This is a genomic window from Micrococcus endophyticus (assembly GCF_014205115.1).
Lineage (GTDB): Bacteria > Actinomycetota > Actinomycetes > Actinomycetales > Micrococcaceae > Micrococcus > Micrococcus endophyticus.
The window spans coordinates 495977-522388 of sequence record NZ_JACHMW010000001.1; the positions used below are offsets into that span (position 1 = coordinate 495977).

General features: G+C 68.8%; 20 protein-coding genes and 2 pseudogenes. 14 read left to right on the top strand and 8 right to left on the bottom strand.

Going from position 1 to position 26412, the window contains the following annotated elements:
• Positions 1 to 390: 390 nt before the first annotated feature.
• Positions 391 to 2868, top strand: a complete 2478-nt coding sequence (locus tag HDA33_RS12990) for a tetratricopeptide repeat protein (RefSeq protein ID WP_184170483.1) — start codon at positions 391 to 393, stop codon at positions 2866 to 2868.
• Between the two features lie 42 nt (positions 2869 to 2910).
• Here HDA33_RS12990 and HDA33_RS02330 read toward each other — a convergent pair.
• From HDA33_RS02330 to HDA33_RS12625, 5 genes and pseudogenes are all read right to left on the bottom strand, one after another.
• Positions 2911 to 4413: pseudogene (locus HDA33_RS02330) on the bottom strand (ATP-binding protein).
• A complete protein-coding gene (locus tag HDA33_RS02335) occupies positions 4410 to 4850 on the bottom strand; it encodes a hypothetical protein (protein WP_184170486.1) in 441 nt (146 codons plus the stop codon). Before HDA33_RS02335 ends, HDA33_RS02330 begins: the two are co-directional and overlap by 4 nt.
• Positions 4847 to 5997 (bottom strand): IS3 family transposase gene (locus tag HDA33_RS02340; RefSeq protein ID WP_184171058.1). Its coding sequence is split into 2 segments (ribosomal slippage): positions 4847 to 5727 and positions 5727 to 5997, totalling 1152 coding nucleotides; the frame shifts between segments, so codons are not numbered across the junction. The genes HDA33_RS02335 and HDA33_RS02340 overlap by 4 nt, the downstream gene beginning before the upstream one ends.
• A gap of 246 nt (positions 5998 to 6243) precedes the next feature.
• Positions 6244 to 6456: pseudogene (locus HDA33_RS12620) on the bottom strand (DNA-processing protein DprA); the annotation flags it as partial.
• A gap of 21 nt (positions 6457 to 6477) precedes the next feature.
• Complete coding sequence (locus HDA33_RS12625; RefSeq protein WP_246416849.1) at positions 6478 to 6792, bottom strand: hypothetical protein; 315 nt, start codon at positions 6790 to 6792, stop codon at positions 6478 to 6480.
• Between the two features lie 214 nt (positions 6793 to 7006).
• Between HDA33_RS12625 and HDA33_RS02350 the strand changes: the two genes are divergently transcribed.
• From HDA33_RS02350 to HDA33_RS02360, 3 genes are all read left to right on the top strand, one after another.
• Complete coding sequence (locus HDA33_RS02350) at positions 7007 to 7339, top strand: sulfate permease (RefSeq protein WP_184170489.1); 333 nt, start codon at positions 7007 to 7009, stop codon at positions 7337 to 7339.
• Positions 7340 to 7579: 240 nt separating this feature from the next.
• Complete coding sequence (locus tag HDA33_RS02355; protein ID WP_184170493.1) at positions 7580 to 8545, top strand: HamA C-terminal domain-containing protein; 966 nt, start codon at positions 7580 to 7582, stop codon at positions 8543 to 8545.
• On the top strand, positions 8542 to 11106 hold the full coding sequence (locus HDA33_RS02360; RefSeq protein ID WP_184170496.1) for a DEAD/DEAH box helicase: 2565 nt from the start codon (positions 8542 to 8544) through the stop codon (positions 11104 to 11106). The genes HDA33_RS02355 and HDA33_RS02360 overlap by 4 nt, the downstream gene beginning before the upstream one ends.
• Before the next feature lie 430 nt (positions 11107 to 11536).
• Here HDA33_RS02360 and HDA33_RS02365 read toward each other — a convergent pair whose 3' ends face one another.
• Positions 11537 to 12058: an adenine phosphoribosyltransferase gene (locus HDA33_RS02365; RefSeq protein ID WP_184170499.1), complete on the bottom strand. Its 522-nt coding sequence runs from the start codon at positions 12056 to 12058 to the stop codon at positions 11537 to 11539.
• Between the two features lie 198 nt (positions 12059 to 12256).
• Between HDA33_RS02365 and HDA33_RS12630 the strand changes: the two genes are divergently transcribed.
• From HDA33_RS12630 to HDA33_RS02410, 10 genes are all read left to right on the top strand, one after another.
• The gene (locus HDA33_RS12630) at positions 12257 to 12406 is read left to right on the top strand and encodes a twin-arginine translocation signal domain-containing protein (RefSeq protein ID WP_246416850.1); all 150 of its coding nucleotides are present in this window, start codon (positions 12257 to 12259) and stop codon (positions 12404 to 12406) included.
• Between the two features lie 144 nt (positions 12407 to 12550).
• Positions 12551 to 13645, top strand: a complete 1095-nt coding sequence (locus HDA33_RS12870) for a M28 family peptidase (RefSeq protein ID WP_338104228.1) — start codon at positions 12551 to 12553, stop codon at positions 13643 to 13645.
• A 112-nt stretch (positions 13646 to 13757) separates the two neighbouring features.
• Positions 13758 to 15296 (top strand): oligopeptide:H+ symporter, encoded by a 1539-nt coding sequence (locus HDA33_RS02375; protein ID WP_184170502.1) that lies wholly within the window; start codon positions 13758 to 13760, stop codon positions 15294 to 15296.
• Positions 15297 to 15381: 85 nt separating this feature from the next.
• Positions 15382 to 15768 (top strand): glycine cleavage system protein GcvH, encoded by a 387-nt coding sequence (gene gcvH / locus HDA33_RS02380; protein ID WP_017488669.1) that lies wholly within the window; start codon positions 15382 to 15384, stop codon positions 15766 to 15768.
• 107 nt (positions 15769 to 15875) lie between these two features.
• Positions 15876 to 16301 (top strand): FHA domain-containing protein, encoded by a 426-nt coding sequence (locus HDA33_RS02385; protein WP_184170505.1) that lies wholly within the window; start codon positions 15876 to 15878, stop codon positions 16299 to 16301.
• A 12-nt stretch (positions 16302 to 16313) separates the two neighbouring features.
• The gene (gene ftsR / locus HDA33_RS02390; RefSeq protein WP_184170508.1) at positions 16314 to 17066 is read left to right on the top strand and encodes a transcriptional regulator FtsR; all 753 of its coding nucleotides are present in this window, start codon (positions 16314 to 16316) and stop codon (positions 17064 to 17066) included.
• Positions 17063 to 17575, top strand: a complete 513-nt coding sequence (locus tag HDA33_RS02395) for a bifunctional nuclease family protein (RefSeq protein WP_184170511.1) — start codon at positions 17063 to 17065, stop codon at positions 17573 to 17575. The genes ftsR and HDA33_RS02395 overlap by 4 nt, the downstream gene beginning before the upstream one ends.
• Before the next feature lie 217 nt (positions 17576 to 17792).
• Positions 17793 to 18356 carry a MerR family transcriptional regulator gene (locus HDA33_RS02400; protein ID WP_017488665.1) on the top strand — a complete coding sequence of 188 codons (564 nt, stop codon included), beginning with the start codon at positions 17793 to 17795 and terminating at the stop codon, positions 18354 to 18356.
• A 111-nt stretch (positions 18357 to 18467) separates the two neighbouring features.
• On the top strand, positions 18468 to 21986 hold the full coding sequence (locus HDA33_RS02405; RefSeq protein WP_184170514.1) for a pyruvate carboxylase: 3519 nt from the start codon (positions 18468 to 18470) through the stop codon (positions 21984 to 21986).
• 77 nt (positions 21987 to 22063) lie between these two features.
• Positions 22064 to 23530, top strand: a complete 1467-nt coding sequence (locus HDA33_RS02410; RefSeq protein ID WP_184170517.1) for a mycothione reductase — start codon at positions 22064 to 22066, stop codon at positions 23528 to 23530.
• Positions 23531 to 23610: 80 nt separating this feature from the next.
• Here the strand turns inward: HDA33_RS02410 and HDA33_RS02415 are convergent, their stop codons facing one another.
• Positions 23611 to 25446: an AMP-dependent synthetase/ligase gene (locus tag HDA33_RS02415; protein WP_184170520.1), complete on the bottom strand. Its 1836-nt coding sequence runs from the start codon at positions 25444 to 25446 to the stop codon at positions 23611 to 23613.
• 136 nt (positions 25447 to 25582) lie between these two features.
• Positions 25583 to 26392, bottom strand: a complete 810-nt coding sequence (locus HDA33_RS02420; protein ID WP_221432943.1) for an alpha/beta hydrolase — start codon at positions 26390 to 26392, stop codon at positions 25583 to 25585.
• Positions 26393 to 26412: the final 20 nt, after the last annotated feature.

Genomic DNA, 26412 nt, shown 5'->3' on the forward strand with positions numbered 1-26412 from the left:
TCGTTGGTGGCGCGGTCGATGATCTGCCCGAACGAGGATCGCCGCCACGGCGGCGCGAAAAGGTCGGGGTCCAACCGTCTCCCGTCTACGGTGACGGTGATCGTGCCGTCCTCGCGCACGTCGAGCACGACGAGCGGGATGGATACCGGGACGGAGTCGGGCTCGGGTTTCCTCATGGTCGCGAGGTGAGCAAAGTGCTCCCCCAAGTTAGTCCGCGCGCCTACAACAGCCGTTATGAGCCGCTCGGCACTGGCAAGGAAAGCTCGCACAGTCGGGGCCATCGCCTTCTCGGCCTCAGAAGCACCGGAACGCTAGGCTTGGGAGGGACTGGGTTGGGAGCCGCCATGTGGGCTGAGCCCCCGCTAAACGACTACCAACGGAGGTACCGCAGTGACAACGAAGAGGTACTTCATCTCCCATGCGGGTGCCGACAAGCCGTTGGCCCTGGAGCTGAAGGCGGCACTCGGAGACGATGCTTGGGTCGACCTTCACGAGATCGATGTCGGCCAACTCCTTCTGCACGAGATCAGTGCCGGGATCGAAGCATCGACCGACTTCGTATTGCTCTGGTCTAGAGCATCTTCTGAGTCCCGCTGGGTGCAGTTTGAGACAACGATGGCCTTCACGCGCTGGCTGGAGGATTCGGCAATCGCGTTGAGAATCGTGTGTCTCGACTCAACTCCTGTACCCCTGCATTTTCGGCCCTTCCTGCAAGCCAGGACGACGACTACACCTGCAGAGATTGCGTCACTCCTGGGGGGGAACACCCCAGCCCCACGACCTAGAAGAAGATTCTTCAATAGGAATACCGAAATCAACCGCATTGAGGAAGCACTCTACGACAGCACCATTTCGACACTGTGGATCTGCGGAATTCCGGGGAGCGGGAAGCGCTCCCTGGCCCGCGAGGGACTTGCGCGAATAACTACCGGATCAGGGACTGTCCTAACAATCACTGTGGACGAAGGGACAGCCGAACCGGAACTGAATCTTCGATTGAGCAGCTCCTTGCGCGTCGAGCCCGCCGAGGAAGGTGCTGCCCTCGACTCGATCGTTACGCATAGTGTGGGAATCCTCAAGACCTTCGTAGCCAACGGAGGCATTCTGGTTTTCGAGGACGCTGAACACTGGTTAGAGGACGACGGTAGTCTCGGCAGGGTTGCCAAACAGGTTGTAGACGCCGTTCATCAACCATCGAACAACACAAATCGGCTCATCGTTTTCACTTCCCGACGCAAGCCGCGTCTTGGCGCTGGGTACGAACAGTCCTCCAGCGATTTTTATCTTGACGGACTTAAGGTCCAGCACTCGCTTCCACTCTTGCGATCTCATGACGCCACAGGGACAGATGAGCAGCTAACCGCGGTCGCTCGTGAACTCGATGGCCATCCCTTAGCTCTAGAAGTGGTTGCACCCCGTTTGCCATTGAGTGCCGGGGAACTCAACGAACAGCGACACGAGATCGCAACGGATCTCATCGATCCTAATCGTATTGGCGTCACGAGTTGGAGGCTTCTAGAAATCCTATCCCTCGTCGATGGGCCACTCAGTGGCGAGGAATTGAGCGAGGTACTCGAATTAAACGCAGGATCGTACAACGAAGCTGTAGCAGAGGTCACCGAGTCAGGTCTGGTTCGGCTTGCTTCTATTGGAACACTCACGTTGCACCCGCTGTTGCGGGACTACTTCCTTCGTTCTTACCGCAAGCATTCTGGCTACCTGGAGCTTACGGACCGGCTCGCGACCTTGCTTGTTGCGCGGTTGGAGCGGATCACTCCCGCGGGGGACAGTTATGTCGAGACGTTGTTGTCTACGGTCAAAGTCCTCGGCCTGGCTGGTCGCCTGAATGAGGCGCGCGCACTACGTCAGGGGCTGATCGGCACGCTGTTCCAGACCGGCAAGGAGTTGTTCCAGGAGAAGAGGTGGGCCGAGGCTCTCGCGTATCTTGAGGAAGCTCTCACCGGGGACGACGAAGTTGACCTTCCAGCGCAGCAGATCATCATGAAGACCCTTGCCAGCCTTGGACGGATGCCCGAGGCCCGAGAACTGGGCGCCCAGCTTGTTTCAGCGCACCCCCAAAGTCCATCGGTTCTGCGGGACAGGGGGCGAGTAGAGCAGATCGACCGCAAGTGGGCTGCAGCTATCTCGTGGTATGAGAAGGCGATCCATTTCCGCCATAATAACTCGCAGCTATACGCCGATATTGCTCAAGTCAGGATTCGAATGGAGGATTGGGACGGCGCTGCGGCCGCCGCGAAGACCGCGATCGACAAGGGTGGAGATACACCCTTTGCGCTCTCGATTTATTCTCAAGCATTGGAAGCACTGGGCGAGTTCGAGGACGCTAGGACGATGATGTCTCGCGCCGTTCAACGTGAACCCAGTAACCCCCGCTACCGTCATCGGCTGGGTCGTATCGCGCTGCAACTCAACAAGCCCTCTCAGGCAATGAAAGAGTTTCAGCGTTCTGTTGAGATCGACGCCGCCTTCGTTGACTCCTGGCTGTCATTGGCGAGCGTCCAGGTTGACCTGGGAGACTTTGCCAAAGCTCGAGAGTCCCTATCGAACGCACAGGAGCTACCGGGCGCGCCGCTCGCTGTAGTTCAGAATGTCCGAGCCAAACTTGCGCTAGCGGTCAATGATCTGGATGAAGCTGACACAGCCATCGTTGCGGCCTTGGGTGAGAGGCGTGATCCACAAAACCTTGCGCTCGCTGTCCGCATCGTTATCGCACGCGCAGAAGCCGGCAAGATGACAGCCGGTCAGGGGCGGGCGCAGGCGCGTCTGTTCGCGAAAGAGCTAATGGGTATGAATCAGCTTTCGATGATTTTTGATCTGTCGCAGCGCTTTCCTCGCTATTTCGAGTGATCGCATGGATCGTGGTGGAGCGTTGCGACTCCGGCTGCGCAATTAGCAGAGATCAGGGCCGCCGCCTTTACCGGTCATGCGGGCGGTGGTGTCGAAGGCGGCCAGCTCTGCGGGGTGGAGCTGGTGCAGCACGACGAAGGAGCGGTCCTTGATGCGTCAGAGGCCCTGCCCGGTGCCGAGGCCGGGCAGGAGGCGCTGTTCGGTGCCGGTGAGGCCGAGCGCGGCTGCAGTGGGACCAAGCTGATCGGTCTCCTGCCGGTACACGATCCGGGTCTCGGCGTTCGCCAGGAGGTGTTCGCCAGTGCCCGGTTCGCTGAGCCCAGGTTGCCGACGTTCTCCAAATCGGTGAGCTTGTGGACCACCAGCAGATTCGTCAGCCTGTAGTGCCTGGCGAGCCGCCAGTGCGCGTCCATCCGGCGCAGCAGCGCCGGGTGGGACATGAGCCTCCACGCTTCGTCGTAGATCACCCAGCGGCGGCCGCCGTTTGGGTCGAGCAGCGCGGCTTCCATCCACGCCGATGAGCAGGTCATCAGCACCGAAATCAGAGTGCTGTTCTCCGTGACCCGCGACAGGTCGAGGCTGACCATCGGCAGCGACGGATCGAACTTCACCGTCGAGGGGCCATCGAACAACCCGCTGAGGTCACCAAGGACGAGGCGGCGCACGGCGTGGCCGACGAGCCGGCCATCCTCGGTGAGCCGCCCGTCCGGGTCGTCGGCCGGGTCGGGGCGCAGCAGACGATCGACCACCATCGGCAGGCTCGGCACCTCAGCATCACGCACCGCCCCCAGCAAGGGCGGTGTCGATCGCGGTGTGTTCGAGGGCCGCGAGCGGCCGGTCCAGCACGGTCTCGGTGAGCGCGCCGAGCAGATCACGGCGCCGCGCGACGACGGTCGTCGCCCACTCGTGGTCCGAGAGGCCGCCCGGCCTGTAGCCCTCGTCCAACGGGTTGAGGCGGTTGCCCATCCCGTGCCCGAGGATGATCGCCTTCCCGCCCACGGCCTCAGCGACGCCGCTGTGCTCTCCTTTCGGGTCGCCGGGGACGTAGACGCGGTATCCGAAGGGCAGGCTTCGGGTGTAAAGGCTCTTGGCGAGGCTGGACTACCCGGAGTCGACGATGCTCGCCAGGATCAGATTCGGGGCGGTGATGATGCCCCGCTGGTAGAGCACCCACGGGTCGTAGACGAACGACGAACCGGAGTAGAGGTCCTGGCCGATGAACATGCCCGCTGACCCCAGCCCGGCCGCCACGAGAAACGGGTACTGCCCGGCGAGCACGGCACTGGTGTCCTGATGCCGGGGCAGCCGGAACCGGCCCGGAGAGCGAAGCGTCGCCGGACCCGGTTCACCTGCTGAGGGGAGGTAGACGGTGGCGCGCCGCTCGGCGCGCTCGGCCTCGGTCTTGGCGCGCGCCGTCTCCTTCTCCGCCTGCCGCTGCTCGGAGACAAGCCGAGCGGCCGCCTCCTTCCGGGCCTTCCCCAACCGCCTCCGCTCCGACGCGGGAGCGACGAGGACCGCGGTGTGCAGCTTCTCGTCCCGGCTCACAGCGAGAGCCCTCGGGACTGCTTGACGGCGGCGACGCCGGGATGCTCGAACCAGCCGCCATCACCCACGGCGCTCCGCCGTGGGGTCGTCTCGCGAGCGGCAGCCGAGCGTCGCGCGGGAACGTGCGCCTCGATGGGCGGGTCGATGGCGTCTTCGGCGCGGATCAGGTGTCGCCGGTAGTGGGCGACGTGCCCGGCCTGCGGGTTGTAGGTCATCGCGTAGACGCCGGTCTCAGCCTGCCGGTCACCCGCGTAGACAGGCGCGGAGTCGTGGACATCGCCGCCCTCCATCGCCGCGTCAGTGGTCTCAGCGCCGTAGTCCCAGTGCGACAGACGCTCGATGTCCGCCTCGGCACCTTTGGCGTCGATGAGGTCGAACACCTTGTCGGCTTCCTCGCCTTGGAGGAACACAATGCCGACCTGAGCCGCCCCCTTCATTCGGTCCGGACGTTCTGTGAGTCGTCGGTTTCCATTTGATGGGTGCACTGCCGAGCGTACTCGGCTGGGGTTAGGTAGCCGAGCGAGGAGTGCCGGCGGTGGTGGTTGTACTCGTCCTTCCAGTCGCCGATGATGACCTGTGCGTGCAGCAGCGAGTAGAAGCTGTTGATGTTGAGGCACTCGTCGCGGATCCGGCTGTTGAACGACTCGACGTACCCGTTGCGCCACGGCGAGCCCGGAGGGATGTAGGACAGGCCGGTGCGGGTGCCGGCCCAGTCGGCCATCGCCTCGCTGATGAACTCCGGCCCGTTGTCCGACCTGAGCACCGCCGGGGCGCCCCGGGCGGCGACGAGGTCCTCGAGGTGGGCGGTGAGTCGGTCGGCGGTAATCGAGCGCTCCACGAGGTCGCCGATGCACTCCCGGGTGTGTTCGTCGACGATCGAGCAGATCTTGATCGGTCGTCCGTGCTCGTCGGCGTCGAACTGGAAGTCCACCGCCCACACCACGTTCGGCGCGTCCGCCGTCGGCGCGTCGACGGTCGAGGACCCGACGCGCTTGCGTCGACGCCGCTGCGGGACCCGGAGCCCTTCGTCACGCCACAGGCGTTGGATCTTCTTGTGGTTCACCACCCACCCCTCGGCGCGGGCGTCGTGATACGCCCGCCGATACCCGTAGCGGGGATGGTCCTTCGCCCAGGCGCGCAGCCACTGCCTGAGCGCCCGATCCGGGTCCGCGACCGTGTCGCCCTTGAGCGGTCGCCGGTACGCGGAGCGGCTCAGCCCGACCAGACGGCACGCCATCCGTTCGCTCACCCGCAACTTGCGCTTGAGGTGATCGACGGCGGCGCGGCGCCTGTCCGGGCTTAGAAGTTTCCCTCAGCCAGCTCCTTGAGCGCGGCCTTCTCCAGCTCCGCTTCCGCGAGCAGACGCTTCAGGGTCGCGTTCTGCTTCTCCAGCTCCTTCAGGCGCTTTGCGTCGTCGGCCTTGAGGCCGCCGTACTGGTTCCGCCACCGGTAGTACGTCTGCTCGGACACCCCGAGCTCCCGGCACACCGCCGCGACGTCCTGACCATCGGCGAGCATCCTGTCGGCCTGCCCGAGCTTACGGACGACCTGCTCCGGGGTGTGACGCTTCCTGCTGTTCGTCATGATCTGACCAGTCTCCCTGCCCGAGACCGCGGGCAACAGGACGACTCTCATAACGACTGGACCTACGAAACGGGGGCAGCCCAGACCCATCGCTCCACGAGACGATCCTGCGGGCTCCACACGATGCGGCCCGAGTGCGTCATCGCGGCATAAGACCCCACCTGTCACCTCTCGGTGCAGCAGTCCCTGACGCAGCAGGTCGCTGTGCCCCGCAGGGTAGGGACGGTCCAGACCGCCCGCGAGCACCGCGACCGTCTGCCCGCCGGCTGCGAGCACGGCGCGATGCGCGGCTCCTTCGATCCCGTAGGCGCCGCCGGCGACAACGATGCGTTCCTCGTCTGCCATCCCCGTCGCCAGGTCGCCGGTGACGTGCTCCCCGTATGACGTTGAGGCGCGGGAGCCGGTGACCGTGACGCGATCGCTCAGCGCCGCCGCCAGGAACGAGGTCGCCCCGCGCATCCACAACAGGTACGGAGCACGCTAACCCAGATCATCCAGACCGGCGGGCCATTCCTTGTCCGCCGGGATGAGAGTGCCGAACTCTCCGCCTTGCGTCTCGGCCACCCGGTCGGGCAAGTCGGGTGTGACCCGAGCAGCGAGGCGTTCGCGCCACATCAGCGCATCCGCGCGGGCAAGACCGAGCACCGGATCGTCGGACTCGACCAGCCGCAGCGTCTCGATCCCGCCGACGTGGGCGAGGACGCGGCCGCTGGCGGCGTCGTTCGGCTCGGCGATCATCGACAACGCGACCCGCGCCATCCGCTCACCCTGCATCTGCTCCGCCAGCGTCCCCATGATTCGGTGTCCTCTCGCTCCAAGGTCACCGACGAGGTACACACCGCCCACCGACGACGGGCTACCTCTGTCAGACCACGGTCGTAGACTGGACTACGAGGCAGGTTCTCCAGCTACGCGGGTCCTACGGGACAGCCCCTTCGAGGGCACTCGGTTCATAGCCGCCTCCACGACGGAACACCGTCGCGCTATGACGAGGAAAGTGAGACCCGCGATGCTTCGCACATCGGTCGCGCTCAGCGCGCGAGACTACGGCGTACTCCGCTACGCACCCGCCAACCTGCTCATCAACACCATCCGCACCAGACGCGGCCTCAAGTGGGGCATCCCCGCGATGCTCCTGGCCGTGCCCTACCTCTACGCCGCCGCGATCTGCACCACGATCATCAATGACGGCGACCCCGGCTGGCTTTACCTGCTGGTCCTGCTGCTCGTCTGGAACGCCCTCAAGCTCATCTGGATCGGACCGGTCAGCGTCGTGCTCCTCGTCCACCATCGGTGCGGCCGCCCGCACCACACGTCAGAGTCTGTGAGGTCGCCACGGTAGCCCCGATTGTGAGCGGCGGCACCCGAACTGCGGCTCCTCAGCAACATGGCTGTCCGCGTCGCCGTGTCGCGGCCTCTCGGCCATGGCGATACGGCAAGATGGGCGACATGACAGTCTGACCCGGGTCGTCGGTCCACTCGACCCTCAGCTGAGGAGGTCGATGATGAACCAACACGAGTCTTGGGGCGTTGGACCGCGGGTCGTCGCGTCGTCCGCCCGGAGCAAGATCGGCTTGACCGCATGACTAGCGAGGCGGCTCAGACTGCCGTTGACGAACAAGTGCCGTTGATCGAAGCGGTTCAGCGGCTCGTGCGGGGTGGCTGGGATGAAGTAGAGAGTTCGTTAGTCACTTACGGCGAACCGATCGCTGTTGAAGGCACGCGTTCGATTGTCCGCTGCCACTTTCTCCGAAGTGACCCTCTGGGGAACCCTCGCCTCAAGACGCTGGCGCAGCAGCTTGCGAATCAGATCGTCAACTACTGCATCCCTCGGACGGAAATTGAGAAGGTTGGACTACTATCTCCAGATCGGCAGATTCCGGAGATTACTCGCCTAGCTAACGATGCGGCACGCCTGTTCACTCAAACCCAGGTCAAGACCGGGGAGGGTGCAGAACTACTTCTATACGCGTTGCTTGAGAAAGGACTCCAGATACCGCAGGTCCTTAGCAAGATGTCTCTAAAGACGAGTACCGAGATGCAGTACCACGGCGCTGACGGAGTCCATGCGAAGCTCCTTGATAACGGGGATCTAGCTGTTTATTGGGGTGAAGCAAAACTCTATGAGTCGGTTGCTAAAGCAATGACGGATTGCATGGACAGCATCGAGCCGTATTTGACTGGTACCGCTCACGAGCAGGACGTTTTCCTGATCAGACACTACGTCGACGCTGGAAACGCGGAGGTGACGGCCCGCCTGCTCGAGTACTTCAACGACAAATCGATCCTTTCTGCGAATGTCGAGATGCGTGGCGCCTGTCTTATTGGCTTCCTGCATGAGAACTATCCAAGTCTTCCTCGTGAAGAAGCGTCCGTGAAGGCTGAACTGGACGAAGTCCTCAGTAGCTGGGCAAAATCCACAAAGACGCGCCTTGAGAATCGTTCCCTGACTAAACACGCTATTGAGGTGTTCTTCTTTCCAATGCCGTCCGTCGAGGAATTTCGAAAGGCGATCAAGGCTGAACTCCGGATCGAGGTCAAGTCGTGAGCCAGTTGTCTGACCGTGTGCTCGCCCTGAGCCGGTTCCGAGCTGGACTTGAGGAAATAGCGGTCAGTTCGGTGCAGGCGGATGTGCCTTTGCTGGACGACTCCGCGTCTCCTACACGCGAGCCTGACTGGGCCTTTCTCTTGGTGTGTGCGAGCGCCCTAACGCCTGAGGTGAATGAGGTTGCTCAGGATGCCGTGCTGCGTGTTGCGCAAGGCTGCCTTCGGTCGCGCCAAAGTACAGACGAGCAGCGGGCCGCGGCCATTCTTCTACTAGATCGTGTGGGGAATCAGCCAGCAATCGCTCTGGCGCGAGACCGTGACGAAAGCATCCTGGCGTCGATCGAAGCAAACTCGTCGACACTTGTCCTTGATGCGCTTGGCCGTCGCGCCGAACTGACGGTAACGCTGCCGAGCGGCGACGTTATCGACGTCAATCCCTTTCAAAAGGCGTTCTGGGAGCTCGCTTCCGCCAATGACTGGGTGAGTGTATCTGCGCCGACATCCGCAGGTAAGTCGTACATCATCCGCGAGTGGATGTTCTCCGAACTGCGAGGATCGACGCCTGCGCGACTTGTGTACATAGCACCCACCAGAGCCCTGGTTGAGGAGGTTAGCGAAGTCTTCCGATCCAAACTGGATGACAGCGTGGGGGTTCATACCCTCCCGTGGGACCCTGAAATTCCTGGCTTCGAACGACAGGTATTCGTCCTCACGCAAGAGCGTCTTCACCTGCTGCATCAGCGGTTGCCGCAGTTTGCACCATCGGTGATCTTTGTAGACGAAGCGCAGAAGATTGCCGATGGAACTCGCGGGATACTGCTAACGCAGGTGCTTGACGAAGCCCTTCGTCGGGACCCAACTGTTCGGTTAGTGTTCGCAAGTCCCTTGTCAGCAAACCCCGGGGTACTCCTGGATCCCGCATCCTCACAGGAGCGAAAGGCCGCGCTTGTCGGCGAGACGGTGACGGTGAATCAGAACCTTGTCTTCGTCAACCAGGTCCGTCGGAAGCCGCGCCGCTATGCGCTCTCGCTCGTGTACGAGGGTGAGGAGCGGGAGGTTGGTCAAATAGAGCTACCCCTTGCTCCAGATGGCGTTGGGCAGAAAGTTCCTCTCATCGCTGCCGCGATTGGGGGCGACTCCACTGGGAACCTTGTCTTTGCGAACGGACCAGCTGAAGCGGAGAAGTTTGCTAGAACCATATTTGATGCTCTGGGTGAAGGCCTCGCGATAGAGTCGGATGCGATCCAAGAATTGGTCGACTTCTCCAAAGGCGTCGTGCACGAGAGGTTTCAACTCGCCGAGTTCGCCAGGCGGGGTGTCGCCTTCCACTACGGTGATATGCCTCTTGTGCTCAAGGCGAAGGTAGAGGAGTTGTTCAAGCGAGGAGAACTCAGATACCTGGTATGCACTTCCACCCTTCTTGAGGGAGTGAATCTGCCGTGCCGGAACCTCTTCCTACGTGCTCCGCACAAGGGGCCCAGGATGCATATGCCCATGCCAGACTTCTGGAACCTGGCCGGAAGAGCTGGTAGATGGGGCACTGAGTTCCAGGGGAATATATTCTGCGTCGATACATCAGATTCGAAGGCCTGGCCTGAGAAGCCCGGCAGGCGAGAGCGGTCATCGATCGTGCCTGCGGCGACTACGACGCTGTCCAACGTAGCTAGCGTGATCGACTACATCGATCGTGGCGCACAAAAAGCTGATCGCGAGACGCCTCCGGAGCTCGAATCAGCCTTCAACTGGCTTGCTGGTCGTTTCATATCTGACGGGAATCTGGTTGGACTTCATGGTGTCGCCTTCAGGGCGGAAGAGACCGACCGGATTGCTGAGGCACTTGGGCGCGTTACGCCAACTCTCCGGCTTCGCTCAGACCTCGTGAAGAAGCATGCAGGCATCAGTCCGATGTCGATGCAGCGCCTCTTGGACGCCGTCTTGGCGAACGGTCACCCGGAGGAACTTGCTCTCGTTCCTCCAACTAGCGATGACGCTTTTGATGAGTACAAGATCGCGCTGGACTATGTTGCTGAGTACCTGGGCGGATCGTTCGAGCCCGAGTCTCGTCGCCTGTCGCTTGCGCGCCTCATCGTTCACTGGATGAGAGGAGTGCCTCTCAGCGTCATTATCGACAACCGCGCGAGGTGGCGACGCGATCAAGGCCAAGAAGTCTCCTATCCCGGCCTGATCCGCAAGGTGATGGCGGACGTCGAGGACATCGCGCGTTTTGAGGCGCCAAGGTACCTTTCCTGCTACGCCGACGTCGTGGCGCAAGCGGCGGGAGAACTTGGTCGGCAGATCGATGCGGATGCCGTCGATATCGAGATGATGCTTGAACTGGGAGTGCCACGGCCAACCGACATGTCCTTCATCTCGGTTGGGTTGTCAAGGGCTACTACTCGCGCGATTGCGGAGTTTGTCCTGGAGCCCTCGCTCTCTCCTGCGCAATGCACAGCTTGGATCGAGAATGTTGACGTGGAGCAGCTTGAGCTGCCTGCGTTCGCCGCACGCGAGATCGTGGCTCTACGACAACTATTCTCCGAGCGTCGCTGGCGAGCAGGCTAGTTCGTCGGCACTGTCTCGGCCCCGAGGGGGATCAGAAGGGGACCAGAGCCATGCCAAACATGCATCTTGTGACGTGCTCTGCATGATTTGAGCCCCGGAATCATGCGGATTTTGGCTCTGGCGAAGCCGTCTGGACGCCTGGGGGTCAAGGGGTCGCAGGTTCAAATCCTGTCAGCCCGACCGAGGAAAGTCCCGGTGAGAATCTGATTCTCACCGGGACTTTCGCGTTTCCGGAGGCCCGTGATCTCGGCGAGCTGTCCTGTAGACGGCCGTCATAGGCCGCGGAATCGCCCTCATCCCGGCCGTTTGCAGGTCAGCTCGGTGGGAAGTGGGCGTGTGAAGGCAGGGCCGGCATGGGGGAGAGGCGGCGCCCGGGGGCGACGACGGCGGCACGGCGGGCCGCTCGTCGACGGGGAGTCCCGCCCCCTCGTCATACGCCGATCAGCGTGTGCACGTCCGGGACCACGTCCCGACCGCCGAGGCCGTCGAGCTCGAGCAGGCACGCCGAGCCGGCGACGCTCGCCCCGCGCGCGGCCACCAGCCGGTGGGCGGCGGCGAGGGTGCCGCCGGTGGCGAGGACGTCGTCGACGACCAGCACGCGGTCGCCGGCGCCCAGGTCCTCGGACACCTCGATGCTCGCCTGGCCGTACTCGAGCACGTAGTCGGCGCGTGCGGCCGGCGCCGGCAGCCGCCCCGCCTTGCGCAGCGGGATCAGCCCGCTGCCGGTGAGGACCGCCGCGGCCCCGGCCAGCAGGAACCCGCGCGCCTCGAGGCCGGCCACCACGTCGAACCGCCCGGCGAACGGGGCCACCATCGCCTCCACGCACGCGCGCAGGGCCCGCGCGTCGGCCAGCAGGGGGGTGATGTCCTGGAAGGCGATGCCCGGCTCGGGGTGGTCGTGGACCACCCGGATCAGGCCGCGGGCACGGAGGATGTCGTCGTCGGCGGTCACGGTTCCACCCTAGTCCGCAGGGCCTCCGGGCTCCCGGCGCGGGCCTCCTTCTCGCGGATCCTCCGCGGCGAAGCCTCGGGGCGGCGCGCCGGGGCCCGTGCCCCCGTCGCCCTGCGGCGACGGACGTCGCGTTGGGTGCGACCTGCGTCACACTGCGTGGCGCCGACCGCACCTTGTCCCGTCATCACCAGGAGCGCCATGTCCACCTCCTCCCTCTCCCGCCGCTCGTTCCTCGCCCTCACCGGTGCCGCCGGCGCGGCGGGCGCGTTCGCGATGCCCGCCTGGGGCCTCGACGACGTCCGCCCGGGCGCCGCCCGCGCCCCGCGCCTGACCGGCCAGGACCGGTAGATCATCAACCAGATCCGCCCCGCCCGCGCGGTCGACCACCTCACCCTCCTCACGGAGGAGATCGGCCAGCGCTACACCGGCACCCCGGCCGAGCACCGCGCCGCGGACTACATCGCCGCGCAGCTCGAGGGCTACGGCTACGACGTGGACCTCGAGTGGTTCGACGTCCCGGACCGCCGGGTGGGCCTGCTCGAGGCGCCGGAGCTGGACGGCCGCTGGAGCTGGGGCGTGGGCTCCGCCGCCGCGGCGGCGCAGGACGTCACCGTGGCCGGCCGCGTGGTCCTCGCGCCGAGCGGCTCCGTCGCGGACCTGCCCGCGGAACTCACGGGCATGGTCCTGATGCGCGTCGTCACGGCGTCCGAGGACATCACCCCGCTGGCCGTGGCAGCCCAGGCGCGCGGCGCCGTCGCCGTCATCGCCACCCGCCGGGACTCGAACCCGCCCGGGCAGGCCTCGGCCTTCGCCCCCGTGCTCACGCGGGCGAGCCTGGACATCCCCGTGGTCGGCGTCTCGCAGGTGCAGAAGCACGCGCTGCTCGACGTGCTCGCCGCGGGCCCGCTGCGCCTCACCGTCAGCACCGTGGAGCACCGGGGCACCCGCAGCGCCAACATCGTGGGCACCCGCGCCGGCCGCAAGGGCCCGGGCGAGGGCGGCCGCGAGCGGGTCATGCTCGGCGCCCACTACGACTCCGTGATCGGCTCGAGCGGCGCCAACGACAACGCCTCCGGCACGGCGGCCTGCCTCGAGCTCGCACGCGTGATGCGCAACGCGCCCACCGCCGCGGACCTGTCCTTCGGCTTCTGGGGCTCGGAGGAGGTCGGCCTCGTCGGCTCGCGGATCCACGCCCAGGCCATGCCGGCCGACGAGCGCTCCCGCCTGCGCGGCGTCTTCAACAATGGCATGATCGCCACCAGCTGGGACCCCGCCGAGAAGTACTGGCTCCTGGACCTGCGCGGCGAGGCCAACGACGTCAACCGCGCCGTCTACGCGGCGGGGGAGCGGCTGGGCTACCGCACCTCCATGTCCGACCTGTTCACCATGGGCCGCTCCGACCACCAGTCCTTCAGCGAGATCGGCGTGCCCAGCGGCAACTTCGGCTGGCTGCACCGCGACGGCTTCATCCTCGAGCCCGAGTACCACTCCTCGGACGACACGGTGAAGGAGAACATCTCCGTGGAGCGCCTCATGGCGGCCATGGAGATCCAGGGCTGCGCCGCCTACGCGCTCGCCTCCCGCTGACGACGACGGCGCCCCGGACCGGCCGTCGTCGGCCCGGGGCGCCGCCCTCGCGCAGAGCCGAATCGCCGTCGGCGGATTTGATCGACCTCCGACAGGGGAGGACAGTGGGCCGGTGCACACCCCACAGAATCCCCCCACGGGCCACGAGCCCACCGTCGAACCGTCCGCCCGCGTGGCCGCGCCCACCGCCGCCGCGCCCGACCCCGCCGCCGCGCCCGACTGGCACGGCCGCCCCTTCCTCGGCCAGCCCGGCCCCCTGGCGAACCTCTTCTCCGTGGAGATGTGGGAGCGCTTCTCCTTCTACGGCATGCAGGCCATGCTCGTGTACTACATGTCCTGGACGCTCGCGGAGGGCGGCCTGGGCATCGACGTCGCCGTGGCCACCGGCATCGTGGGCGCCTACGGCGGCATGGTGTACGTGTTCTGCATCCTCGGCGGCTGGATCGCCGACCGCCTGCTCGGCTCCGAGCGCACCATGTTCTACAGCGCCGTGACCATCATGCTCGGCCACATCGCGCTCGCCCTGGTCCCGGGCATCCCGGGCCTGGCCCTCGGCCTGATCCTGGTGGCCGTCGGCTCGGGCGGCCTCAAGGCCAACGCCGCCAACCTCGTGGGCGCGCTGTACTCGCAGCAGGACCCCAAGCGCGACGCCGGCTTCTCCATCTTCTACATGGGCGTGAACATCGGCGCCCTCTTCGGCCCGCTGCTCACCGGCCTCGCCCGCGACAGCTGGGGCTTCCACTTCGGCTTCGGCCTCGCCGCCGTCGGCATGGCCATCGGCCTGGTCCAGTACGCCCTGACCCGCAAGAACCTGCCCTCGGACGTGCACCGGATCCCGAACCCACTGCCGCGCTCGCAGTACGGCCGCTGGGTCCTCATCGCGCTCGCCGCCGTCGCCGTCGGCGTCGTCCTGTTCCTCACCGGCATCGTCACCGTGGCCAACCTGGCCGACGCCGTCGTGGTGCTGGCCGCCGTCGCCGCCATCGGCATCTTCGCCGTGCTGCTGACCTCCAAGAAGGTCACCGAGGAGGAGCGCTCCCGCGTCAAGGCGTTCATCCCGCTGTTTATCGGCACCGCCGTGTTCTTCGCCCTGTTCCAGCAGCAGTTCACCGTGATCGCGCTGTACTCCGAGAACCGCCTCGACCGGAACCTCTTCGGCTGGGAGATGCCCATGGAGTGGGTCAACTCCATCAACCCGATCTTCATCATCGCCTTCGCGCCGGTGTTCGCGGCGCTGTGGACGAAGCTCGGCCCGCGCCAGCCCGGCACGCCCGTGAAGTTCGGCATCGGCATCGTGCTGATCGGCCTCGCGTTCCTGCTGTTCATCCCGGTGGCGGACGTGCTCGCCGTGCCGCTGCTGTGGCTCGCGCTGATCCTCTTCGTCTGCACCATGGGCGAGCTGCTCGTCTCCCCGGTGGGCCTGTCGCTGTCCACGAAGGTGGCGCCGCGCTCGTTCCCCGTGATGATGGTCTCGCTCTACAACCTCTCGGTGGCCCTGGGCACCGCGCTCGCGGGCTCGCTGGCCGGCTCGTACTCCGAGGAGAACGAGGTCGGCTACTTCGGCGTGATCGGCGCCGTCACCGTGGGCGTGGGCCTGCTCATGCTGGCCATCGCCAAGCCGGTGCGCCGCGGCATGCGCGGCGTCCTGTGACCGTGTCGGTGGCGCGAATCACGCGCCGCTCGGTAGTCTGCGAGACGACGACACTCCACCCGACCGAACGAAGGACGCGAACCCGATGAGCTCCATCCCCGAAGGACTGAAGTACTCCGCCGAGCACGAGTGGATCGCCGAGGCCGGGCAGGCCGGCACCGTCCGCATCGGCATCACCGACTTCGCGCAGGACGCACTGGGCGACGTGGTCTACGTGGACCTGCCCGAGGTCGGCTCCGAGGTCACCGCGGGCACCGCGGTGGGCGAGGTCGAGTCCACCAAGTCCGTCTCGGACATCTATGCCCCGGTGACCGGCACCGTGGCCGCCGTCAACGAGGACCTGGACGGCGAGCCCGGCCTGGTCAACTCGGCGCCCTACGAGGGCGGCTGGCTGTTCGAGGTCACCCTCGCGGACGAGGCCCAGCTCGAGGGCCTGCTGGACGCCGAGGGCTACGCCTCGCACACGAGCTGACCCCTCGTCGCCCTCGCCCCGCCGCGTGACCGGCGGGGCGTCGGCGTACCCTCCGACCCTCCCTCCGGCCGGCGACCACGGCGCCGGCCCACGCACAGGAGCCACCCATGAACCAGCCCGGACGCGAACCGGACCTCTCCACCTCCTCCATCAACCTCACCGAGCTGGCCCCGCTGGTCGCCGCCGACCTCTCCGCCGAGGAGTCGGACGCCATCCGTGCCCTCCCGGCCGGCTCGGCGCTCCTGCTGGCGGACGGCGGGCCCGAGAAGGCCGCCCGCTTCCTGCTGGACCAGGACGTGGTCACCGTCGGCCGGCACCCGGACGCGGACATCTTCCTCGACGACGTCACCGTCTCCCGCCGCCACGCGGAGTTCCGCGCCGAGGCCGGCGGCCACCGCCTCGTGGACATGAACTCCCTCAACGGGACCTTCGTGAACCACGACCGCGTGGACGACGTCCTGCTGCGCTCGGGCATGCACGTGCAGATCGGCAAGTACCGGCTCACGTACTTCACCAGCACCCAGCGGGGCTGAGCCGTCGACGCCGTGACCGAGCCGCAGCACGCCGACGCCGGCCCCCGGACCCGCCCTTCGGGCCGGCTGGGCATCGGTGAGGTCGTGGCCGCCCTCGAGTCGGACTTCCCCGGCGTGAGCGCCTCGAAGGTGCGCTTCCTCGAGGACCGTGGCCTCGTGCTGCCCGAGCGCACTCCGGCCGGGTACCGCCGCTACCGCCCCGAGGACGTGGACCGGCTGCGGTTCGTGCTCACCGTGCAGCGCGACCACTTCCTGCCGCTGAAGGTGATCGCCGCCCAGCTCGCCGCCCTGGACCGCGGCGAGGTCCCGGCGGACCTGCCCGGCGGCGTCGTGGCCCCGGGCGCCTCGGACGCCTCGCGCCTGGGGCGCGAGGTCGCCGCCGGACGGCGCGGCTGGACCCGGTCCGAGCTGGCCGAGGAGTCGGGCGCGGGGGAGGAGCTGCTGGCCGAGCTGGACCAGTACTCCCTGTTGCCGGCGGACGAGGACGGCGCCTACTCGTCGCACGCCATGGAGGTGGCCCGCGCCGCCGTCGTGCTCGCCGGCCACGGCCTGGAGCCGCGCCACCTGCGCCCCTTCCGGGCCGCCGCGGACCGCGAGCTCGGCCTCGTGGAGCGCGCCGTCGCGCCGCTGCAGGCCCGCCGCGACGCCGACACGCGGCCCCGGGTGGCCCGCTCGGCCCAGGAAATCGCCCAGGCGAGCCTGCGGCTGCACTCCGCCCTCGTGGCCGAGGGCCTGGAGCAGTGGGATGACGGAGCAGTGGGATGACTGAGCCCCGCCCCGAGGACGTGCCGGAGGCCGGCGACGTCCCGATGTCCGTGCTGGGCGTGCGCGTGGAGCTGCCGGAGCAGCACCACGTGATCCTGCTCGTGGACCCGCCCGGGCGCATCATGGTGCCCCTGTGGGTGGGGGCCCCGGAGGCGGCCGCCGCCGCGCTCGCCCTCGAGGGCGTCAGCGCGCCCCGGCCCCTCACGCACGAGCTGCTGCTCTCCACCGTGGCCGCCCTGGGCGCCGAGGTGGTCCGCGTGCGGCTCACGGAGGTCCGGAACGACGTCGTCCACGGCGAGCTCGAGCTCTCCACCGGCGCGCGCGTGGACGCCCGCGCCTCGGACGCCGTGGTGCTGGCCCTGCGCGCCGACGCCCCCGTGCTCGCCAGCCCCGCGGTGCTGGCCGAGGCCGGGATGTCCGCCCGCTCGGGGGAGGAGGACGGCCAGGAGCGCACCGTGGAGGACTTCCGGGACTTCCTGGACTCGGTCCGCCCCGAGGACTTCGCCTGAGCCGTCCGGCCGCGACACGGCCGACCGCCGACCGCCGGGTTCGTTGACCGCCCCGCGGGCCCGGCGTACCTTCGTCAGCAGAGGGTCCCGCATGTCCGGGACGTCCTCGTCGTCCTCCACACGGTCACCGGGGAGCGCCGCCACGGTCACCGGCGGCATGCGGCGGGGCCCGTCCCCTTCCTTCCCGCACCGGGGACCCCGCACCAGGAGGTTCCCCGTGACACCCACCGCAGGTTCCGGCCGGCCCCCCGCGCTCGGCGCGCAGGGCACCCTCTTCGACGAGGACGTGACCCCGGGCGACGACGTCGGCTTCCGCGGCCCCACCGCGTGCAAGGCCGCCGGCATCACCTACCGCCAGCTCGACTACTGGGCGCGCACCGACCTCGTGGTCCCCACGGTCCGCGGCGCCGCCGGCTCCGGCTCCCAGCGCCTCTACTCGTTCCGCGACATCCTCGTGCTCAAGGTGGTCAAGCGCCTCCTGGACACGGGCGTGTCCCTGCAGCAGATCCGCACCGCCGTGGGCCACCTGCGCGAGCGCGGCGTGGACGACCTCGCCCAGATCACCCTGATGAGCGACGGCGCCTCGGTCTACGAGTGCACCTCGGCGGACGAGGTCGTCGACCTGGTCCAGGGCGGCCAGGGCGTCTTCGGGATCGCCGTCGGCCGCGTGTGGCGCGAGGTCGAGGGCAGCCTCGCCGAGCTGCCGCGGGAGAGCGTGATCGTCGCCCCCGAACCGGGGGACGAGCTGGCCGGGCGGCGTCGGGCCCGCCGCTCCGCCTGAGCCTCCCCCGCGGGCGCCCCGGAGGGCCGAGCCCAGTAACCTTTCGTCTCGCAACGGTGAGTGTGCGTGACACGAGACGGAATTTGCGTGCGGTGTGACACACTCCCAACCATGACCGCACCTGTCGAGAACTTCACCCCTCCAGAGGACGCGGCCGGGTCGACCGGAGCCGGCGCCGTCTTCTCCAAGGTCTTGGTGGCGAACCGCGGCGAGATCGCCGTCCGCGCCTTCCGCGCCTGCTACGAGCTGGGCGCCCGCACCGTCGCCGTCTTCCCCTATGAGGACCGCAATTCGATCCACCGCCAGAAGGCGGACGAGGCCTACCGCATCGGCGAGGAGGGCCACCCCGTGCGCGCCTACCTCGACGTGGACGAGATCATCCGCGTGGCGAAGGACGCCGGGGCCGACGCGATCTACCCGGGCTACGGCTTCCTGTCGGAGAACGCCGGCCTGGCCCGCGCCGCGGCCGAGAACGGGATCACCTTCGTCGGCCCGCCCGCCGACGTCCTCGAGCTGACCGGCAACAAGGTCGAGGCCCTGCGCGCGGCCAAGCGTGCGGGCATCCCCACCCTGGCCTCCTCGGACCCGAGCGCCGACGTCGAGTGGCTTCTGGAGCAGGCCGAGGAGATCGGCTTCCCCATCTTCGTCAAGGCCGTCGCCGGCGGCGGCGGCCGCGGCATGCGCCGCGTCGAGCGCCGCGAGGACCTGCGCGGCTCCCTCGAGGCAGCGATGCGCGAGGCGGACACCGCCTTCGGCGACCCCACCGTGTTCCTCGAGCAGGCCGTCCTGCGGCCGCGGCACATCGAGGTGCAGATCCTCGCCGACGGCGAGGGCAACGTCGTGCACCTCTTCGAGCGGGACTGCTCGCTCCAGCGCCGCCACCAGAAGGTCATCGAGATGGCCCCGGCCCCGAACCTGGACGAGGAGATCCGGCAGGCCCTGCACCGGGACGCCGTCGCCTTCGCCAAGGAAATGGGGTACGTCAACGCGGGCACCGTCGAGTTCCTCGTGGACACGGCGGGCGAGCGTGCGGGCCAGCACGTGTTCATCGAGATGAACCCCCGCATCCAGGTGGAGCACACCGTGACCGAGGAGGTCACGGACGTGGACCTGGTGGGCGCGCAGCTGCGCATCGCCGCCGGCGCCACCCTGCCCGAGCTGGGCATCACGCAGGACGCCCTCCAGGTCCGCGGCTTCGCCATCCAGTGCCGCATCACCACTGAGGACCCGGCCAACGGCTTCCGCCCGGACACCGGCACCATCACCGCCTACCGCTCGGCCGGCGGCTCCGGTGTGCGCCTCGACGGCGGCACCATCTACGCCGGTGCGGAGATCAGCCCGCACTTCGACTCGATGCTGGTCAAGCTCACCTGCCGCGGACGCGACTACGCCACGGCCGTGCGCCGCGTGCGCCGCGCCCTGGCCGAGTTCCGCGTGCGCGGCGTGGCCACCAACATCCCGTTCCTGATGAACGTGATGGACGACCCGCAGTTCGTCAGCGGCGACGTCGCCACGGACTTCATCGACAAGCATCCCGAGCTGGCCACGGTGAACCGCTCCCAGGACCGCGGATCCAAGGCCCTGCAGTACCTCGTGGACGTCACCGTCAACCAGCCGCACGGCCCGCGCGTCGAGGGCATCGACCCCCGTGACCGCCTCCCGGAGCACCCGGGCGACAAGCACCAGGAGCCGGACCGCTCGCCGTTCGACGGCCCGAGCCGGAACGAGGACGCGGTGCCCCCGCACGGCTGGCGTCAGGTGCTGCTGGAGCAGGGCCCCGAGGGCTTCGCCCGCACCCTGCGTGAGCAGACCGCACTGGCCGTCACGGACACCACCTTCCGCGACGCCCACCAGTCCCTGCTGGCCACCCGCGTCCGCACGCGCGACCTGCTGGCTGCCGCCCCCGCCGTCGCGCACACCCTGCCGGGGCTGCTCTCGGTGGAGGCCTGGGGCGGGGCGACGTACGACGTCGCGCTGCGCTTCCTCCACGAGGACCCGTGGCAGCGCCTCGAGCTGCTGCGCGCGGAGCTGCCGAACATCCCGATCCAGATGCTGCTGCGCGGCCGCAACACGGTGGGCTACACGCCGTACCCCACCGAGGTGACGGACGCGTTCGTTGCCGAGGCCGCGGCATCCGGCGTCGACGTGTTCCGCATCTTCGACGCCCTCAACGACGTCGAGCAGATCACCCCGGCCATCGAGGCGGTGCGTGCCACGGGCACCGCCGTGGCCGAGGCGGCCCTGTGCTACACGGGCAACATGACGGACCCGAAGGAGACGCTCTACACGCTCGACTACTACCTGGACCTCGCCCGCCGGATGGTCGACGCCGGCGCCCACGTCCTGGCGATCAAGGACATGGCGGGCCTGCTGCGTCCCGCCGCCGCGCGCGAGCTGGTCACCGCCCTGCGGGCCGAGTTCGACCTGCCCGTACACCTGCACACGCACGACACCGCCGGCGGTCAGCTGGCCACCCTGCTCGCAGCGGCGGAGGCCGGCGTGGACGCCGTCGACGCGGCCACCGCGTCCATGGCGGGCACCACCAGCCAGGTGCCGCTGTCCGCCCTGGTCGCGGCGCTCGAGCACACGGAGCGGGACACCGGTCTCGGCCTCGAGGCCGCCACCGCGATGGAGCCCTACTGGGAGTCCGTCCGCGCGGCGTACGCGCCCTTCGAGGCGGGGCTGCCCGCCCCGACCGGCCGCGTGTACCACCACGAGATCCCGGGCGGCCAGCTGTCCAACCTGCGCACGCAGGCGATCGCGCTCGGCCTGGGGGAGCGGTTCGAGGCCATCGAGTCGATGTACGCCGCGGCCGACGACCTGCTCGGCCACCTCGTCAAGGTCACCCCGTCCTCCAAGGTGGTGGGCGATCTGGCGCTGCAGCTGGTCGGCTCCGGCGTGGACCCGAAGGAGTTCGCGGAGCGTCCGCAGGAGTTCGACATCCCGGACTCCGTGATCGGCTTCCTGCGCGGCGAGCTCGGTGACCCGCCCGGCGGCTGGCCGGAGCCCTTCCGGACCAAGGCCCTCCAGGGGCGCCGCGAGGGCGCAGGCATGGTGGAGATCTCCGCGGAGGACTCGACGGCCCTCGGCGAGGCCGGACAGACCCGCCGCGCGGTGCTGAACCGCCTGCTCTTCCCCGGCCCCACGAAGGAGTTCGAGGCGCACCGCGAGGAGTTCGGGGACACCGTCACCCTGCACACCCGCGACTTCCTCTACGGCCTCGTCCCCGGGCGCGAGCACGTCATCTCGCTCGGACGCGGTGTGCGGCTGCTCGCCACCCTCATGTCCGTCTCCGAGCCGGACGAGAAGGGCATGCGCACCGTGATGGTCACCCTGAACGGCCAGCTGCGCCAGATGACCGTCCGCGACCGCTCGATCGAGTCCACCGTGCGCACCGCGGAGAAGGCGGACCCCGGCACCCCCGGCCACGTCGCCGCCCCGTTCGCGGGCTCGGTCACCGTCCAGGTGGCGGAGGGCGACGCCGTGGAGGTCGGCCAGCCGGTCGCCACCATCGAGGCCATGAAGATGGAGGCCGCCATCACGGCCCAGGTGGCCGGCACCGTGCGCCGCGTCGTCACCGAGGGGGTGACCCCCGTCAACGGCGGGGACCTGCTGCTCGTGATCGAGTGAGCCGCCCGCCCGCCTGCGCGGGAGGAGCACCGGGCCCGGACGCCGTCGCGTCCGGGCCCGGCCCTATCCTGGGAGGCATGGCCACCTCCACGGAACACCACGACCTGCTCATCATCGGCTCCGGATCGGGCAACTCGCTCGTCACCGAGCACTGGGAGGGCCGCAGCGTGGCCATCGCCGACTCCGGCGTGTTCGGCGGCACCTGCCTGAACGTGGGCTGCATCCCCACGAAGATGTACGCCTACCCGGCCGGCCTCGCCGCCTCGGCCGGCGCCGAGTCCGAGCGCCTGGGCGTGGGACTGGAGTTCACCGGAGCGGACTTCCCGGCCATCCGGGACCGGATCTTCCAGCGCATCGACGCCATCAGCGAGGGCGGGCTGCGCTACCGCCGGGACGAGCTGGAGCACACCTCCGTGATCCAGGAGGAGGTCCGGTTCGTGGGCCCGCGCCGCGTGCGCACCGCCTCCGGGCGCGAGGTCACCGCGGACCAGGTGGTGATCGCCGCGGGCTCGCGGCCCACCCTGCCCCGCATCCCCGGCGTGGACCTGCCCTCCGTGCACACCTCGGACACCGTGATGCGCCTGCCCCGCCTGCCCCGACGGCTGCTCGTGATCGGCGGCGGGTTCATCGCGTGCGAGTTCGCCTCGATCTTCGCCGCCCTCGGCTCCGAGGTCATCCAGGTCAACCGCGGCCACCGCCTGCTCAAGGCCCACGACCTCAGCGTGTCCACGGCCTTCACCGAGATCGCCGCCCGCCAGTGGGACGTGCGCACGGGCTGGACCCCGGCGGGCGTCGAGCCCGCGGCGGACCCGGACCGCGCCGCCCAGGGCTGGGTGCGCGTGCGGCTCGACCGCGCCGAGGGCCAGGAGCAGACGGGCACGGTGGAGGAGGTCGTCGAGGCGGACGCGGTGCTCATGGCCATCGGGCGCACCCCCAACACGGACCGGCTCGACGTGGACGCCGCCGGCCTGGACGTCACCGAGGACGGCGTGCTCGCCACGGACCGGCACCAGCGGGTCCTCTCCGGCGGCGCCCCGGTCGAGGGCGTCTACGCGCTGGGCGACGTGGCCAACACGTGGCAGCTCAAGCACGTGGCCAACCACGAGGCCCGCGTCGTCGCCCACAACCTCGAGCACCCCGAGGACCTGCGCTCGGCCGACCTGGCCCCCGTGCCCGCCGCCGTGTTCACCCGGCCGCAGGTGGCCGCCGTCGGGCTCACCGTGGAGCAGGCCCTGGCCGAGCACGGCGCGGACGCGATCACCGTGAAGACCCAGGCCTTCGGGGACGTGGCCTACGGCTGGGCCATGGAGGACTCCGAGGGCCTGTGCACCGTGGTCGCGGAGAAGGCGACCGGGCGGATCCTGGGCGGGCACATCCTGGGCCACGACGCCGCGAACCTGATCCAGCCCCTCGTGACCGGCATGGCGTTCGGCATCGACGCGCACCGGCTCGCCCGCGGCCAGTACTGGCCGCACCCGGCGCTGACCGAGGTCGTGGAGAACGCCCTGCTCGGCCTCGACGTGCCGGACTCCGGCCTGCTCTGAGCCGGGCCCGCCCGCGGGGGCGGACCGTGGACGCGCCGCAGGGGCGGGCCCGTGACGGGCCCGCCCCTGCTCGCGTCGGATCAGCCCTGCGCGGGGGCCTCGCCGTAGATGTCCGCGATCTCCGCGGCGAAGTCCTGCATGATCACGGCGCGCTTCATCTTCAGCGACGGCGTCATGTGGCCCTCCTCCATGGAGAAGTCGCGGTCCAGGATGCGGAACTCGCGGATGCCCTCGGCGCGGGAGACCGCGCTGTTGGCCTTGTCCACGATCTCCTGGACGTGCCGGCGCACCCGGTCCTCCTTCGCGGCCGCGGCCACATCGAGGTCCTTCGGCAGGCCGTGGGCGGCCAGCCACGAGGGCAGGGTGTCCGCGTCCAGGGTGACGATCGCCGCGATGAACGGCTTGGCGTCGCCCACCACCATCACCTGGGAGATCAGCGCATCCGAGCGGATCGCGTCCTCGAGCATCGCCGGGGCCACGTTCTTGCCGCCGGCCGTGACGATGAGCTCCTTCTTGCGGCCCGTGATGGTGAGGAAGCCGTCCTCGTCCAGCGAGCCCAGGTCGCCGGTGCGGAACCAGCCGTCCTCGAAGGCCTCTTCGTTGGCCTCCGGGCGGTCGTGATAGCCGCGCATCAGCGAGGTGCCGCGGGTGAGGATCTCGCCGTCCTCCGCGATCCGCACCGCGTTGCCGCCGAGGGGCAGGCCCACCGTGCCGATCTTCAGCCGGCCCGGGCGGCCCACCGTGATGGGGGCCGTGGTCTCGGTGAGGCCGTAGCCCTCGAGGATGGTCAGGCCCACGCCGCGGAAGAAGTGCGCCAGGTCGGGGGAGAGGGGGCCGCCGCCGGAGACGGCGTACTCGAGCCGGCCGCCCATCGCCGCGCGGATGCGCCGGTAGATCAGGGCGGAGTAGAACGCCCGCTGCAGGCGCAGCGGCGCGGTCATCTTCCCCGAGTCCAGGGCGCGGGACCAGCGGACGGCCACGTCCGCGCCGCGGCGGAAGATCTTGTCCTTGCCGCCGGACTGCGCGTTGAGCAGGGCCGCGTTGTAGATCTTCTCGAACACGCGCGGCACGGCCAGCACGAAGCTCGGCTGGAAGGTCTGCAGGGAGTTGGAGAGCCGCTTGAGGTCGGTGACGTGGCCGCAGCGGGCGCCGGCGGCCACGGTGAGCACGGAGACGAAGCGGGCGAACACGTGGGCCAGCGGGATGAACAGCACCGTGGAGGTGTCCGGGCGGACGACCTCGCCGAGGGAGGAGGACAGGGTCTGGTTCACCAGCTCGGCGAAGTTCTCGTGGGTGAGCTCGCAGCCCTTGGGGCGTCCGGTGGTGCCGGAGGTGTAGATGATCGTGGCCAGGTCCTCCAGGTTCGCGGCCGAACGGCGGGCCTCGAGGTCCTCGTCGCTCACGTCCGCGCCGAGAGCCGCCAGCTCGTCGAGGCCGGAGCCCGGCTCACCGCCGGCGACGTCCATGGCCCACACGTCGCGCAGCTGGGGCAGGTGCTCCCGGTGGACGGCGTCGCGCACCGTCTTGACGAGGGACTCGTCCCCGGCGACGACGGCGCACACGTCCGCGTCCTCGACGATCCAGGCCACCTGGGTGGCCGAGGAGGTCTCGTAGATCGGCACGGTGACGGCGCCGGCGTACCAGATGGCGAAGTCCACGAGCGTCCACTCGAGCCGGGTGGCGGCCATCAGGCCCACGCGGTCGCCCGCGCCGACGCCGGCGGCGATCAGGCCCTTGGCCAGGGCGCGCACCCGCTCGCGGGCGTCCCGCGCGGAGACGTCCGTCCACTGGTCCTGCTCGTCCGCCACGGCGAAGAGGCCGTGGTCGGGGCGCTCGTCGGCCTGGCGCTCGAGGAAGTCGGTGATGTTCGACTCGGGGGACAGGCGCGGGTGGTAGGGCTCACTGATCTCTCGCATGGTGCTCCTCGGCTGAGTCGGCGGCCCGCCGTCCGACCGGGGCCGGGGATGGCGGTGCGGTCGGCATTGCGGGACGGGGCGTGATGGACGTCACGGTCACTCTACATGCGGGGAGGCGGGCCTCCGGGGCCGGGGCTCAGGCGCGCGTGGCGGCCTCCACGGCGGCCCGGCTGCGCTCGATCAGTAGGGGCAGGTCGTAGTCCAGGGTGGCGACGTGCCGGCTGCGCGGCAGGGGCACCACGTCCACCGGCGCGCGGCGCAGCCCGCGCAGCAGGGTCCGGTGGCTCGCGGCGGGCACGACGGCGTCCCGGGCGGAGCGGAAGACCGTCACCGGCGCGGTGATCCGCGGCAGGGCCCGGCGCGCAGCCCGCTGGATGCGGCCGACCGCGGCCACGCCCGCCACGGGGGTGCGCGGATAGGCCAGCTCCCGGGCGTCGGGGTCGGCGATGTCGTTCGCGATCGGGGCCACGGACGGCACGAACGGGGCCAGCGCGGGGGCCAGCGGCGCCAGCGGGCTCGCGAAGCGCAGCGCCGGGTTCACCACGATCGCCGCCGAGACCGGCCGGTGCGCCGCGGCGTCGAGGGCCAGGGCGCCGCCCATCGAGATCCCCGCCACCACCACGTGCCGGTGCCGGGTCAGCTCGCGGTCCACGGCCTCGCGCACGGCCCCGCGGATCTCGTCCGCGCCCGTGGCCGCCAGGTCCTGCCACCGGGTGCCGTGGCCGGGCAGCAGGGGGACGCTCACGTGGGAGCCGCCCGCGGCGATCCCCTCGGCCCACGCGCGCACCGAGTCGGGGCCCGAGGTGAACCCGTGCAGGACGACCACGCACCGGTCCGCGCCGGCGCCGGAGCCCGGCGCCAGGCGCACCGGCAGGTGGACGGGGTCGACGGCGGGCGCTGGCACGGCGGGGGGCGCGGGCTCGACGGGGGGCGCAGGGCGGTCCATGCTCCCAGCGTAGGGGCGGG

Coding starts and splice junctions, on each gene's coding strand:
- HDA33_RS02335 (WP_184170486.1), bottom strand. CDS start 4,850: ATGAAGGGGGCGGCTCAGGTCGGCATTGTGTTCCTCCAAGGCGAGGAA.
- HDA33_RS12625 (WP_246416849.1), bottom strand. CDS start 6,792: ATGGGGACGCTGGCGGAGCAGATGCAGGGTGAGCGGATGGCGCGGGTC.
- HDA33_RS02350 (WP_184170489.1), top strand. CDS start 7,007: ATGCTTCGCACATCGGTCGCGCTCAGCGCGCGAGACTACGGCGTACTC.
- HDA33_RS02355 (WP_184170493.1), top strand. CDS start 7,580: ATGACTAGCGAGGCGGCTCAGACTGCCGTTGACGAACAAGTGCCGTTG.
- HDA33_RS12630 (WP_246416850.1), top strand. CDS start 12,257: ATGTCCACCTCCTCCCTCTCCCGCCGCTCGTTCCTCGCCCTCACCGGT.
- gcvH (WP_017488669.1), top strand. CDS start 15,382: ATGAGCTCCATCCCCGAAGGACTGAAGTACTCCGCCGAGCACGAGTGG.
- HDA33_RS02385 (WP_184170505.1), top strand. CDS start 15,876: ATGAACCAGCCCGGACGCGAACCGGACCTCTCCACCTCCTCCATCAAC.
- HDA33_RS02395 (WP_184170511.1), top strand. CDS start 17,063: ATGACTGAGCCCCGCCCCGAGGACGTGCCGGAGGCCGGCGACGTCCCG.
- HDA33_RS02405 (WP_184170514.1), top strand. CDS start 18,468: ATGACCGCACCTGTCGAGAACTTCACCCCTCCAGAGGACGCGGCCGGG.
- HDA33_RS02410 (WP_184170517.1), top strand. CDS start 22,064: ATGGCCACCTCCACGGAACACCACGACCTGCTCATCATCGGCTCCGGA.
- HDA33_RS02415 (WP_184170520.1), bottom strand. CDS start 25,446: ATGCGAGAGATCAGTGAGCCCTACCACCCGCGCCTGTCCCCCGAGTCG.
- HDA33_RS02420 (WP_221432943.1), bottom strand. CDS start 26,392: ATGGACCGCCCTGCGCCCCCCGTCGAGCCCGCGCCCCCCGCCGTGCCA.